Genomic DNA, 13,953 nt, shown 5'->3' on the forward strand with positions numbered 1-13,953 from the left:
CGCTAGTGTGGCGGGCGTGCCCACACTCACCGACGAGGAGATCGCGGCGGGCTTCGCCCGCGGCGAGGATTCCGCGCTCGTGGAGGCGTACCGCCGGTGGGGGCCGCTGGTCCACACGCTGGCCGTGCGCTCCCTGGGCGACCCCGCCGAGGCGGAGGACGTGACCCAGACCGTGTTCGTGAGCGCCTGGCGCGGCCGCGGCACCTACAGTGCCGCGTCGGGGACGCTCGCGGGCTGGCTGGTGGGCATCACCCGCCACAAGATCGCCGACGCCCTGGCCGCCCGGTCCCGCCGCGACCGCAGCGTCGCCTCCGCGACCGAGGCCGCGGCGCACGCGCCCGGCCCCGTGTCGCCGGAGGCGGCGGTCGACCGCGTCCTGGTGGCCGACGAGCTGACGACGCTCCCCGAACCGCAGCAGCAGCTCCTGCGGATGGCCTTCTACGATGACCTCACCCAGGCTCAGATAGCCCAGCGCACGGGCCTTCCGCTGGGGACGGTCAAGAGCCACATCCGCAGGGGGCTGCAGCGGCTGCGACGCAGATTGGAGGTGGACGGTGGAGCACTGTGACGCTGACGTTCTCGCCCTGGTCGCCCTGGGCGGGCCGGCTCCCGCCCCGGATGCCGACCATCTCGCGCACTGCCCGCTCTGCAGCGAGGAACTGGAGTCCCTGACCCGCGTCGTGGGGGCGGCCCGCACCGCGACCGACGAGGACCTGCCGGCCGCACCGCCCGACCGGGTGTGGGCGGCGATCGCCGGCGAGCTGCGCCTGCAGGACAGCGGGGCCGGCACCCCGCCGCCGCCGGCGCGCCCGACGGGGCCGGTCGGGTCCGACGGCGCGACCGCGCCCGCCCTTCCGGACCCGGCGCCGGTCCGGCCGGGGCCGGTGAACGGGTCGGCGGCGAAGTCCCCGGAGCACCTGCGGAACGGCGCGCCGCCCGCCGGTCCCGCCGGCGCGGTGCCGAACGGCGTGACGCCGTACGGCCTGACGCCGCACGGCGTGATGCCGCATGGTGCGGCGCCCCTGGGCGTGCGCCGCCGGCGCCGGATGCCCCGCTGGGCGCTGGCGGCCTGCGCGGCCCTGCTGGGTGCGGTGGCCGGCATTGGCGCGACCCTGGCCGCGACGGGCGGGGACACGCCCGGCACGCAGGTCACCGCGAAGGCGTCCCTGCAGCCGGTCGCGGTCGCCCGCGCCGACGGCACGGCCCGGCTGGACCGGGTGCCGGCGGGGTCCCGCTCGCTGGAGGTCAGCGTCAAGGGGCTGCCCGCCACGTCCGGGTACTTCGAGGTGTGGCTGATGGACCCGTCGCACCGCAAGCTCATCGCGATCGGGACCCTCGGGCCGGACGGCTCGGCGCGGCTGACCCTGCCGGACAACGTCGACCTGCACGAGTACTCCGTGGTGGACGTCTCGGTGCAGCCGTACAACGGCAGCCCGGCGCACTCGGGCGACAGCGTCGTGCGGGGACCGCTGTCGAGCTGAGCCCCGCCGCGTGCCGGCCGGCCCGCGCCCCCGCGGGGGCGCGGGCCGTACGCGTTCCCGGCGGCTCAGGTGTCGCGCAGCATGCAGGTCAGGCGGCAGCTGGTGATGCGCCGGCCCTGGTCGTCGGTGACGGCGATCTCGTAGGTGGCGGCGGTGCGGCCGCGGTACACGGCGGTGGCGACGCCGGTGACGATGCCGGAGGTCGCCGAGCGGTGGTGGGTGGCGTTGAGGTCGACGCCGACGGCGTAGCGGCCGGGCCCGGCGTGCAGCATGGCGCCGACCGAGCCGAGGGTCTCGGCGAGCGCGGCCGAGGCGCCGCCGTGCAGCAGCCCGTAGGGCTGGCGGTTGCCGTCCACCGGCATGGTGCCGACGACCCGCTCGGGGGAGGCCTCCACGACGCGGATGCCCATGCGGCGGCCGAGGTCGCCGCCGGAGAACGTGGCCGGGTCGACGCCGAGGCGGGCGAAGTGGTCGATCACGTCCTGGGGGATGTCGAGGTGGGGTGCGTTCTCCGGGCCGTCCGGCCCGGCGGACGTGCTCGTGGCGGCGGCTGTGGCGGCGGACTCGGCCATGGTGCTCCCTGCAGACGTCGTCGTCCCGGTGGGCCGGGGCTGGCTGCTGGTGATCGTACTTCCGGCGCGGGGGGCGGCCGGGAGGGGCCCCGGACGGGCCCGCCGTCCCGCCGCTCCGCGTCCGTTGTCGGTGGCGCCCCCTAGGATTCGGGTGTCAGGGCAGTCGGCAGGACGGACGGGACACGTGGCGGGTCAGAGCACGGCGCACAGCGGGGCGGGCGGCCGGGGCGGGCGTCCCCGCCTGATGCTCCTGGACGGACATTCGCTGGCCTACCGGGCGTTCTACGCGCTGCCGGTGGAGAACTTCACCACCACCACGGGCCAGTCCACCAACGCGGTGTACGGCTTCGCGTCGATGCTGGCCAACACGCTGCGCGACGAGGCGCCGACGCACGCGGCGGTGGCGTTCGACGTGTCGCGGCAGACCTTCCGCTCCGAGCGGTTCCCCGAGTACAAGGCGAACCGCTCGTCCGCCCCCGACGAGTTCCGCAGCCAGGTGGGCCTGATCGGCGAGCTGCTGGACGCGATGCGGCTGCCCCGGATGGCGCTGGAGGGCTTCGAGGCCGACGACGTCATCGCGACCCTGGCCACGGCGGCGTCCGCCGAGGGCTTCGACGTGCTGATCGTCACCGGCGACCGGGACGCGCTGCAGCTGGTCTCGGACCGCGTGACGGTGCTGTACCCGACCAAGGGCGTCTCCGAGCTGACCCGCTACACCCCGGAGAAGGTCGCGGAGAAGTACGGCGTCACGCCCGTGCAGTACCCGGACCTCGCGGCGCTGCGCGGCGACCCGTCGGACAACCTGCCCGGCATCCCCGGCGTCGGGGAGAAGACCGCCGCCAAGTGGATCAACCAGTTCGGCTCGTTCGAGGCGCTGGTGGAGCGGGTCGACGAGGTCAAGGGCAAGATCGGCGAGAAGCTGCGCGAGCACCTGGAGTCGGTGCGGCGCAACCGCGAGCTGACCGAGCTGGTCCGCGACGTGGAGCTGCCGCTGGGCGTCGCCGACCTGGAGCGCGCGCCCTACGACCGGGACGCGGTGGGGGTGCTCCTGGAGACGCTGGAGTTCCGCAACCCCAACTTCCGCGAGCGGCTCCTCGCCGTCGACCCGGCCGCCGGCGCCGAGGAGGCCGAGGCCGCGGCCGGTCCGGGCGTCGACGTGGACGGCGCGGTGCTCGCCGCGCCCGGCGCGGTCGCGTCCTGGATCGCCGAGCACGCCGCCGGCGGCGACCGCGTCGGCATGGCGACCGTGCACGAGTGGGCGCTGGGCGCCGGCCGGGTGCGGGAGGTCGCGCTGGCCACCGCCGACGGGCCGGCGGGCTGGTTCGACCCGGCGCGGCTCGCGGAGGAGGACGAGCGGGCGTTCGCGTCCTGGCTCGCGGACGCCTCGCGGCCCAAGGCCCTGCACATCGCCAAGCACGTCATGCGGGCCTGCGCCGAGCACGGCTGGGAGGTCGCGGGCGTCACCGCCGACTCGGCGCTCGCCGCCTACCTGGAGAAGCCGGGCCGCCGCTCCTTCGCCCTGGAGGGGCTCGCCGAGGAGTACCTCGGCCGCTCCCTGCAGCCGGCGGCCGAGACCGAGAGCGGCCAGCTGTCCTTCGACACCTCCGGGGACGGCGAGGACGACGCGGAGGCCGCCGCGCAGGCGCTCATGGTGCAGGCCCGCACGGTGCTGGACCTCGCCGAGGTCTTCGAGGCGCGCCTGGCCAAGGACGGCGCGGTCGAGCTGATGCGCGACGTGGAGCTGCCGCTGTCCGCCCTGCTGGCCCGCATGGAGCGCACCGGCATCGCCGCCGACCGGGCCTGGCTCTCCTCGCTGGAGGAGCGGTTCGCCGCGGCCGTGCAGCAGGCCGTGGAGGAGGCCCACGCCTCCGTCGGACACCCCTTCAACCTGGGATCGCCCAAGCAGCTCCAGGAGATCCTCTTCGGCGAGCTGGCGCTGCCGAGGACCAAGAAGATCAAGACCGGGTACACCACCGACGCCGACGCCCTGCTGTGGCTCGCGGCGCAGACCGACCACCCGCTGCCGGTGGTGCTGCTGCGCCACCGCGACCAGGCCAAGCTGCGCACCACCGTCGAGGGCCTGGTGAAGACCGTCGCCGACGACGGGCGGATCCACACCACCTTCAACCAGATGGTCGCCGCCACCGGCCGCCTCTCCTCGCAGGACCCCAACCTGCAGAACATCCCGGTGCGCACCGAGGAGGGCCGCTCCATCCGCCGCGCCTTCGTCGTCGGCGAGGGCTACGACTCGCTCATGACGGCGGACTACTCCCAGATCGAGCTGCGGATCATGGCCCACCTGTCGGAGGACGAGGCGCTGATCGAGGCGTTCACCTCCGGCGAGGACCTGCACACCACCGTCGCCTCCCAGGTCTTCGAGGTGGACAAGGACGCCGTCGACGCCGAGATGCGCCGCAAGATCAAGGCGATGTCCTACGGACTGGCCTACGGCCTCTCCGCGTTCGGCCTCTCCCAGCAGCTCGGCATCGACGCCGCCGAGGCCCGGCGGCTGATGGAGAACTACTTCGAGCGGTTCGGCGGCGTGCGGGACTACCTGCGCCGCGTCGTCGAGGAGGCCCGCGTCACCGGGTACACCGAGACCGTGCTCGGCCGCCGCCGGTACCTGCCCGACCTCACCAGCGACAACCGGCAGCGCCGGGAGATGGCCGAGCGGATGGCGCTCAACGCCCCGATCCAGGGCTCGGCCGCGGACATCGTCAAGATCGCCATGCTGCGGGTCGACGAGGGGCTGGCCAAGGAGCAGCTCCGCTCCCGGATGCTGCTCCAGGTGCACGACGAGATCGTGCTGGAGCTGGCCCCGGGCGAGCGGGAGCGCGTGGAGGAGGTGGTGCGCCGCGAGATGGCCGCCGCCTACCCGCTGCGGGCGCCGCTGGACGTCTCCGTCGGCGTCGGGCCGAACTGGGAGGACGCCGCGCACTGAGCCGCGCTGCCGGGGGCGGGCGGACGCCGTGGAGTGCCCGCCCGCCCCCGGGGCACGGCCACCCGGTGCCGGTGCCGGTGCCGGTGCCGGTGCCGGTGCGGTACCCGTCCGCCCCGGCCCGGCCTACCGGCGGGGGTTGGTGCGCCGGGTCGGCGCGGCGGTGGACGGGTCCTCCGGCCACGGATGGCGCGGGTAGCGGCCGCGCAGCTCGGCGCGGACCGCCCGGTAGCCGTCCCGCCAGAACGACGCCAGGTCGCCGGTGACCGCCGCGGGCCGCCCGGCGGGGGAGAGCAGGTGCACGGTGAGCGGCACCCGGCCGCCCGCCAGCGCGGGGGCGGCGGCCCATCCGAAGAGCTCCTGCAGCTTCACCGCCAGCACCGGCCGCTCCCCGGAGTAGTCCACCCGGATCCGCGACCCGCTGGGCACCTCGATCCGTTCCGGCGCCAGCTCATCGAGGCGCAGTGCCTCCCCGCCGGCCCAGGGCAGCAGCCGCCGCAGCGCCTCCGCCGTGTCCGTCCGCTCCAGGTCGGCGCGGCGCCGCGCCCGGTCCAGCTCCGGCCCCAGCCACTCCTCCGCGCGCGCCAGCAGCGCCGCGTCCGACACGTCGGGCCACGGGTCGCCCAGCTCCCGGTGCAGGAACGCCAGCCGTTCCCGCAGCCCCCGCGCGGACTCCCCCCACCCGAGCAGCGCCGGGACCCCCTCCCGCGCCAGGCCCTCCAGCAGGGCGGCCCGCACCGCCGCCGGGTCCGGGTCGCGCAGCGGCGCCGACGACAGCTCCACCGCGCCCAGCGACTCCACCCGCCGCGCGGCCACGTCGCCGCGCCGGGCGCCGTCCGGCACCGCCCAGCCGACCTCCTCCCGCACCGCCAGCAGCGGTGCCGCCGCCCGCCGGGCCGTGTCCTCGCCGATCGCGGCCGCCCGCAGCACCCGCGCCGAGGGCGACCCGGCCGGGCGGTCGGCGACGGCGACCGCCAGCCACGGTTCGCCCGCCAGCGGGGAGCCGGCCGCGACCTCGGCGGCGGTCCCCGACGCCATCAGGTAGGGGACCCGGGCAGAGCCCGGCCCGCCGCGCGCCCGGTCCCCGGCCCGGCCGTCCGCCGCCGCCCCGCCCCCGGCCCCTCCGGCCGCCGTCCGGCCGCCGCGCACGCGGGCCACCCGCTCGGGAAACGCCAGCGCCACGACCAGCCCGGCCGCCGCCGCGTCCGGCACCCCCCGGTCCGCGGCGGACACGTCCCCGTCCGCCGTGCCGCTCCCCGCACCGGTACCGGCCGCACCGCCCCGGGCGGCAGCCCCGCTCCCCGCGTCGCCGCTCCCCGCGTCCCCGGCCGCCGCCAGGCCGCGCCGCAGCCGGCGCGCCTCCTCGCGCCAGCGGGCCGCCCAGCCGGGATGGCCGCCGCCATCCGCCCGGGCCTGCCGCCACACGGCCGCCAGGTCCTCGCCCAGCGCCCGCGGCGGCTCCTCGGACAGCAGCGCCACCACCTCCGCCGCCCGCCGCGCGCCGACCTGCCCGGCGCCGTCCAGCAGCGCCCTGGCCAGCCGCGGGTGAACGCCCACTGCGGCCATCGCCCGGCCCCGCGCGGTGACCCGGCCGTCGGCGCCCACCGCGCCGACCGCCCGCAGCACCTCGCGGGCCGCGGCCAGCGCGCCGGCCGGCGGCGGGTCCGGCAGGGCCAGTCCGGACGCGTCCGGGTCACCCCAGCAGGCGGCCTGCAGCGCGAAGGACGACAGGTCGGCCAGGGCGATCTCCGGCGCCGGCCACGGCGGGGTGCGGGCGTCCTCGACGGGCTGCCAGCACCGGTAGACCGTCCCGGGCGCCTCGCGCCCGGCCCGCCCGGCCCGCTGCCGGGCGGCGGCCAGCGACGCCCGCACGGTCACCAGCGCCGACAGGCCGCGCGCGTGGTCGGTGCGCGGCTCGCGGGCCAGGCCGCTGTCGACGACCGCCCGCACGCCGGGCACGGTCAGGCTGGACTCGGCGACCGAGGTGGCCAGCACCACCCGCCGACGCCCGCCGCCGGGGGAGAGCACCGCGTCCTGCACCGCCTGCGGCGCCCGGCCGTGGACCTGCAGCACCTCGAAGCCGCCCGCACCGTCCGCGCCGCCCGCACTGTCCCGGCCGTCGGCGCCGCCGAGCAGCCCGGCCACCCGGGCGATCTCCCCCGCCCCGGGCAGGAAGCAGAGGACGTCGCCCGGGCACTCGGCGAGCGCCCGGCGGGCGGTCGCCGCCACGTGCTCCAGCAGCGCCGGGTCGACCCGGGTGCCCTGCGGCGGCCGCACCGGGCGCGGCGGGGGTGCCCACACCACCGCCACCTCGTGGGAGGTCCCGTGCGCCTCCACGACCGGCGCCGGTCCGCCGTCGCCGCCGAGCAGCCGCGCCCACGCGGCGGTGTCGGAGGTGGCGGAGGCGGCCACCAGCCGCAGCTCGGGCCGGAGCGCCGCCCGCACGTCCAGCAGGAACGCCAGGGCGGTGTCCGCGTCCAGGTGCCGCTCGTGGCACTCGTCCAGCAGCACGGCGTCGACCCCGGCCAGTTCCGGGTCGCGCTGGAGCCGCTGCAGCAGGACGCCGGTGGTGACCACCTCGACCAGCGTGTCCGGCCCGGCGCGCCGCTCGCCGCGCACCGCGAAGCCCACCCGCTCGCCGGGCCGCCCGCCCAGCAGCCACGCCATCCGGCGGGCGGCCGCCCGCACCGCCAGGCGCCGCGGCTCGGCCACCAGGACCCGGCGGGGCCCCGCCGGGCCGCCCGGCAGCTCCGGGGCCAAACCGGCGAGGGCCAGCGGCACCAGGGTGGTCTTGCCGGTGCCGGGCGGGGCGGCGAGCACCGCCGCGCCCCGGGCGTCGAGGGCGGCGTGGAGCTCCGGCACGGCATGCCGGACGGGCAGGTCGGCCCAGAGGGGGTCGGTGCGCATGGCGACCAGTCTCCCGGACCCGGGGCCGCGCCCCGCCGCCCGCCCGCGACGGCGCCGCGCGGACGGGAGGCGCGCGACGCGCCCGGGGCGGTGCTGCCGCCGTCCCGCCGCCGTCCGCGGCGGCCCGGCCCGCGGATCCGCCGCCGGACCGCCCGCGCGGCCCGCCGTACGGCCTGGCAGGGGCGGGAGACGGCCCCGCCCGCCGCACCGCCGGGCCGGACCGGCCCCGGACCGCCGCCCCGGCCCCGGACCGCCGGACCGGCCCCGGACCGCCGGACCGGCCCCGGACCGCCGCCCCGGCCCCGGACCGCCCTCAGTCCCGTACCGAGACGAAGACCGCCGTGCCGGGCAGCAGCCGCCCCCGCAGCGGGCTCCAGCCGCCCCACTCCTGCTCCAGGCCCTCCGGCCACTCCGGCTCCACCAGGTCCACCAGCCGGAAGCCCGCCGCGACCAGCTCCCGCACCCGGTCGCCGAGCGTGCGGTGGTGCTCGACGTAGACGGCGCGGCCCTGCTCGTCCTCCTCCACGTAGGGGCGCCGGTCGAAGTAGGAGGAGAGCGCGGTGAGGCCCTCGGGACCCGGTTCGTCGGGGAACGCCCACCGGATCGGGTGGGTGACCGAGAAGACCCACCGGCCGCCGGGCCGCAGCACCCGGTGCACCTCGCGCATCAGCCGGGCGGTGTCGGCGCTGAACGGCACGGCTCCGTACGCGGAGCAGGCGAGGTCGAACGAGCCGTCGGCGAAGGGCAGCACGGCCGCGTCCGCCTGCACCACCGGCACGGGGGCGCCGCCGCGCGACACGTCGATGCGCCGGGAGTGCTGGAGCTGGCGGAAGGAGATGTCCAGGGCGACGGGCTCCGCGCCGCGTCCGGCGAGCCAGCGCGAGCACTGGGCGGCCCCGGCGCCGATCTCCAGGACCCGCCGGCCGGCCAGGTCCGCCGGGTCGCCGAGCAGCCGGGCGTCGGCCTCGTCCAGGCCCTCGGGACCCCAGACGAACCGGTCGTCGCCGAGGAAGGAGCCGTGCTCCTCCTGGTACTCGTCGGCGTTGCGGTCCCACCAGTGGCGGCTGGCGCGGCTGCTCTCGCCGGTCCCGGCGGAGCGGCGGACGGCGTCGGCCTCCTCCCCGTCGGGGTCCGCGCCGTGCTCCGCGCCGTGCTCCGCGCCGGGGGCCGTGTCGGGGTCCGTCCGGCCGGGGCGCGCGGGGGCGTCCGGGCCGCCGCTGTCGCCCGGCAGGGCGAAATCCGCCCCGAACGGCTTCTCTGAGGGGGTGGTCGGCTGCGTCATCCTGCCCATCGCGTAGGGTTGGGGGTGCGGAAAGCGCCACATCCGATCCGGCCCGTCAGCGGGCGGGCTCGGCTGCGGCATCCGGGGAGTGGGCCCCTGCGGCCACCGTCCCGCGCACCTCGCGGTGCGGCGGGACCGGCGGTGGTCGGAGGATATGGCCTGATCCATCCCGGCCTGGGCAGACCTGCGCCATCCGGCGTTGACCGTGCCCGGCTGTCCCCGTATGCTACAAGTTGCGCTGCGGGCCTGCGCGCCTCGGACGGAGCAGGTCGCGCTCGCATCTGTCGAAGACCCCACGGTCGCAGGCGGGGTGCCGATCTTCCTGGTCTCCAGGAGGGGCGGTGCGCCGGGCTCCTGGCTGTCCGGCCCTCGGTAGGAGCGATACGGGCCCTCCGCGTGGCAGTACCTACGACTTCATGTCCGTACCGGAGCCCTTTTCCTAATGACGAGCAGCACCGACTCTTCCCGCACCACCCCGCAGGTGGCGGTCAACGACATCGGTTCCGAGGAAGACTTCCTCGCCGCGATCGACGAGACGATCAAGTACTTCAACGACGGCGACATCGTCGACGGCGTCATCGTGAAGGTCGACCGGGACGAGGTCCTGCTCGACATCGGTTACAAGACCGAAGGTGTCATCCCCTCCCGCGAGCTGTCGATCAAGCACGACGTCGACCCGCACGAGGTCGTCGCCGTGGGCGACAACATCGAGGCCCTGGTTCTCCAGAAGGAGGACAAGGAGGGCCGCCTGATCCTCTCGAAGAAGCGGGCGCAGTACGAGCGCGCCTGGGGCACCATCGAGAAGATCAAGGAAGAGGACGGCATCGTCACCGGTACCGTCATCGAGGTCGTCAAGGGTGGTCTCATCCTCGACATCGGCCTCCGCGGCTTCCTCCCCGCCTCCCTGGTCGAGATGCGCCGCGTCCGCGACCTGCAGCCCTACGTGGGCAAGGAGCTCGAGGCCAAGATCATCGAGCTGGACAAGAACCGCAACAACGTGGTCCTGTCCCGCCGTGCCTGGCTGGAGCAGACCCAGAGCGAGGTCCGCCAGACCTTCCTCACCACCCTGCAGAAGGGCCAGGTGCGCTCCGGCGTCGTCTCCTCGATCGTCAACTTCGGTGCCTTCGTGGACCTGGGCGGCGTCGACGGCCTCGTCCACGTCTCCGAGCTGTCCTGGAAGCACATCGACCACCCGTCCGAGGTCGTCGAGGTCGGCCAGGAGGTCACGGTCGAGGTCCTGGACGTCGACATGGACCGCGAGCGCGTCTCCCTGTCGCTGAAGGCGACCCAGGAGGACCCGTGGCAGCAGTTCGCCCGGACCCACCAGATCGGCCAGGTCGTCCCGGGTAAGGTCACCAAGCTGGTTCCGTTCGGTGCGTTCGTCCGCGTGGACGAGGGCATCGAGGGCCTGGTCCACATCTCCGAGCTGGCCGAGCGCCACGTGGAGATCCCGGAGCAGGTCGTCCAGGTCGGCGACGAGATCTTCGTCAAGGTCATCGACATCGACCTCGAGCGCCGCCGCATCAGCCTCTCGCTGAAGCAGGCCAACGAGGCCTTCGGTGCCGACCCGGCGTCGGTTGAGTTCGACCCGACCCTGTACGGCATGGCGGCGTCCTACGACGACCAGGGCAACTACATCTACCCCGAGGGCTTCGACCCGGAGGCCAACGACTGGCTGCCCGGCTACGAGAAGCAGCGCGAGGAGTGGGAGCGCCAGTACGCCGAGGCGCAGTCCCGCTTCGAGCAGCACCAGGCCCAGGTCATCAAGAGCCGCGAGGCCGACGCCGAGGCTGCGGCCGAGGGCGGCGACGCGGTGGCCGCGGCCGCCGGCGGCTCGTACTCGTCCTCCAGCGACGAGGGCTCCGGCGCCCTCGCGTCGGACGAGGCGCTCGCCGCGCTCCGCGAGAAGCTGGCCGGCGGCCAGAGCTGATCGCGCGGTAGCGACCAGGTAGACGCCTGAAGCAGGGCCCCGAACCGGACATCCGGTTCGGGGCCCTGCTGCGTCCCCGGGCGGTGGGGGAAGAGCGATGCGCCGGACATGTCATGCATGGGATGTATGCGGAGAGTAAGGAGATCATCCGTAAAGTGTGATCTGTTTCAAAGCGGATAGGTATGGGAACCTTTGCGCCCCTTGCCTAGGTTGGAGAGGCGACACCTGAACGGGCCCCACCCGGCCCCGGAAGCAAGGTCTCCCTCTTCATGCTCCTCACCCTCCTGGGTCTGCTGCCGCGTCCGCGCCGCATCCTGCTCCTGCTCCTCCCCGTCCTCGTCGCCACCGCCGGCGCCACCGCCGGCGCCGTCCTCGGCGGCCGCTCACTGCGCCGGACGAAGGGGGCGCCCGGGCAGCCCCCGGCGGTGTCCCGCCGCTCCTCCTCGGCCTCCGGCCGACCCTCCCCGGTGCCCGGCAGGCCCCCCGCGGCCGGCGGGCCGCCGTCCGGACCCTGCGAGGAGGACGGCGCGCCGCGCTGCGGCGGCACCCTGGCCGCCGTCGGCCGCACCGCCCACCGCCACCGGCGCTGGGTCCTGGCGCTGTGGGCCGTCGTCCTGGCCGCGGGCGTGCTGATCGGCGGGCGGGTCTTCGAGAGCGCCGGCACCGGCGCCCAGGCCGCCGGGTCGGAGTCCGCCCGGGGCAGTGCCGCGGTCGCCGCCGCCGACCCCGCCGCCGGCACGGTCACCGCCGTGGTCGACGGCCCCCGGGTGGACGACCCCGCGGTCCGCTCCGCCGTGACGGACGCCGCGCGCGCCGTCTCCGCGCTTCCCGGCGTCGCCTCCGTCTCCGACGCCTACGGGAGCGGCCCGGCCGCCTCCGCCCTGCGGTCCCAGGACGGCCGGGCGAGCCTGGTCGTCGCCCGGATGGCCGACAGCGCCGGCGACGCGCAGGTCGACGCGGTGTCGGCGCGGCTCCAGGAGGTCCAGCAGGCCGCCCCCGGCACCCGCGTCACCGTCGGCGGCGACCTCGTGCTCTCCCAGGAGGTCAAGCACCAGACCGCCCGGGACACCCGGTTCGGCGAGCTGGTCACCCTGCCGGTCACCCTCGTCGTCATGGTGCTGGTCTTCGGGGGCTTCGCCGCGGCGAGCCTGCCCCTGATCGGCGCGGTCGCCTCCGTCGGCGGCGCCCTGCTGTCGATCTTCGGCTTCAGCCGGATTATGGCACTGGACACCAGCGTGCTGCCGATCGCCACCGTCCTCGGTCTCGGCCTCTCGATCGACTACGCGCTGCTCATGGTCAACAGGTTCCGCGAGGAGCGGTGCCGCGGCGCCTCCGTCGCCGCCGCCGTGGAGCGCACCAGCGCCACCGCGGGCCGGACCGTCGCCTTCTCCGGTGTGACCGTGGCCGTCGCCCTCTCCGGCCTCTTCGTCTTCACCAGCCCCGTCTTCCGCGCCGTCGGCGCGGCCGGCGTCAGCGTCGTGGTGATCACCGTCGCGGCCGCCCTCACCCTCGTGCCCGCCCTGCTCGGCTTCGCCGGGCACCGCATCAAGGCGCCCGCCGGGCCGGTGCCCGACGACGGCTTCTTCGCCCGCACCGTGCGGCTGGTCCAGCGCCGGGCGCTGCCGGTGGCACTGGCGGCCGTCGCCCTGCTGGCCGCCGCGGGCGCGCCGTTCCTCACCGCCCGCGCGCAGAGCGCCGGCGCCCACGTCCTGCCGGCCTCCTTCGCCAGCCGCGCGGTCGCCGACACCGTGGAGAAGCGCTTCCCGCAGCAGGCCCCGGCGCCGGTCACCGTCGTCGTCGAGGCGCCGCAGGCGCGGGCGCAGGACTACGCACGGTCGCTCGCGGACCTGCCCGGCGTGGCCGGCGTCCGCCCCGCCCAGCCGGTCGGCGACCGCCTGAGCACCGTCGACGTCATGGTTGCCGGGGACCCCCAGGGCGGCGCCGCCCAGTCGGTCGTCGACGAGCTGCGCGGCCACCGCGACGGGCTGCGCACCTGGGTCACCGGCGACGCCGCCACCGTGGTCGACTTCAAGCAGGAGATCGCCCACCGCGGGCCGCCCGCCTTCGCCCTGGTCGCGGTCGGCACCCTGCTCCTGCTCTTCCTCATGACCGGCTCGGTCGTGGTGCCCGTCAAGGCCCTGCTGATGAACGTCCTGTCGCTGGGCTGCTCCCTCGGCGCGCTCACCCTGGTCTTCCAGCACGGCTGGTTCAGCGGCCTGCTGGGCTTCACGCCCACGGGCGGCCTGGAGAGCTACGTGCCGGTGCTGGTCTTCGCCTTCGCCTTCGGCCTCTCCATGGACTACGAGGTCTTCCTGCTCGCCCGGATCAAGGAGCTCCGGGACGAGGGCCACAGCAGCGCCCGCGCGGTGGAGCTCGGCCTCCAGCGCAGCGGCCGGATCATCAACTCCGCGGCCCTGCTGATGGTGGTCGTCTTCGCCGGGTTCGCCGCCGGGCAGATGCTGATGATCAAGGAGATGGGCATCGCGCTCGCCGTCGCCGTCGCGGTCGACGCCACGCTGGTCCGCTGCCTGCTGGTACCGGCCGCCATGAGCCTGTTCGGCGAGTTCAACTGGTGGGCGCCGCGCCCCCTGAAGCGGCTGCACGGCCGGGTCGGCCTGCGGGAGCACGTGGTGCTGCCGCCGCTGCCCTCGCTCCGGCCGCACCTGCCCTCGCTGCCGGCCCTGTCCTCCCTGTCCTCCCTGCCCCAGCTGCCGCCCATCCCGCAGCTCCCGCCGCACCTCGCCGCCCGGCTCCCGCACCCCCGCCTGCCCCGTCCGGCGGCAGTCGCCAAGCCGTAGGGCCGGGGACCGGCGGGCCGCACCCCGCTCCGGGCCGCGGCCCGC

General features: G+C 76.2%; 8 protein-coding genes. 5 read left to right on the forward strand and 3 right to left on the reverse strand.

What is annotated here, in order from left to right:
- The first annotated feature begins 16 nt into the window (after window positions 1–16).
- Window positions 17–568 (forward strand): sigma-70 family RNA polymerase sigma factor, encoded by a 552-nt coding sequence (locus ACFY07_RS03850; protein WP_230648144.1) that lies wholly within the window; start codon window positions 17–19, stop codon window positions 566–568.
- Window positions 555–1,481 (forward strand): anti-sigma factor, encoded by a 927-nt coding sequence (locus ACFY07_RS03855; RefSeq protein ID WP_390867222.1) that lies wholly within the window; start codon window positions 555–557, stop codon window positions 1,479–1,481. Before ACFY07_RS03850 ends, ACFY07_RS03855 begins: the two co-directional genes overlap by 14 nt.
- A 65-nt stretch (window positions 1,482–1,546) precedes the next feature.
- Here the strand turns inward: ACFY07_RS03855 and ACFY07_RS03860 are convergent, their stop codons facing one another.
- A complete protein-coding gene (locus ACFY07_RS03860; RefSeq protein ID WP_390867223.1) occupies window positions 1,547–2,053 on the reverse strand; it encodes a PaaI family thioesterase in 507 nt (168 codons plus the stop codon).
- Window positions 2,054–2,297: 244 nt separating this feature from the next.
- On the opposite strand from ACFY07_RS03860, the gene polA reads away from it, so the two are divergent.
- The gene (gene polA / locus ACFY07_RS03865) at window positions 2,298–4,994 is read left to right on the forward strand and encodes a DNA polymerase I (protein WP_390867413.1); all 2,697 of its coding nucleotides are present in this window, start codon (window positions 2,298–2,300) and stop codon (window positions 4,992–4,994) included.
- Window positions 4,995–5,117: 123 nt separating this feature from the next.
- Here the strand turns inward: polA and ACFY07_RS03870 are convergent, their stop codons facing one another.
- Both ACFY07_RS03870 and ACFY07_RS03875 read right to left on the reverse strand, forming a co-directional pair.
- Window positions 5,118–7,898 (reverse strand): ATP-dependent RNA helicase, encoded by a 2,781-nt coding sequence (locus ACFY07_RS03870; RefSeq protein WP_390867224.1) that lies wholly within the window; start codon window positions 7,896–7,898, stop codon window positions 5,118–5,120.
- Between the two features lie 313 nt (window positions 7,899–8,211).
- Window positions 8,212–9,180 carry a class I SAM-dependent methyltransferase gene (locus tag ACFY07_RS03875; protein ID WP_390867225.1) on the reverse strand — a complete coding sequence of 323 codons (969 nt, stop codon included), beginning with the start codon at window positions 9,178–9,180 and terminating at the stop codon, window positions 8,212–8,214.
- A gap of 442 nt (window positions 9,181–9,622) precedes the next feature.
- On the opposite strand from ACFY07_RS03875, the gene rpsA reads away from it, so the two are divergent.
- Together rpsA and ACFY07_RS03885 are read left to right on the forward strand one after the other, a co-directional pair.
- Window positions 9,623–11,110 (forward strand): 30S ribosomal protein S1, encoded by a 1,488-nt coding sequence (gene rpsA, locus ACFY07_RS03880; protein WP_230648139.1) that lies wholly within the window; start codon window positions 9,623–9,625, stop codon window positions 11,108–11,110.
- Window positions 11,111–11,379: 269 nt separating this feature from the next.
- Window positions 11,380–13,908: an MMPL family transporter gene (locus ACFY07_RS03885; protein WP_390867226.1), complete on the forward strand. Its 2,529-nt coding sequence runs from the start codon at window positions 11,380–11,382 to the stop codon at window positions 13,906–13,908.
- Window positions 13,909–13,953: the final 45 nt, after the last annotated feature.

The organism is Streptomyces sp. NPDC001380 (assembly GCF_042895785.1).
GTDB lineage: Bacteria > Actinomycetota > Actinomycetes > Streptomycetales > Streptomycetaceae > Peterkaempfera.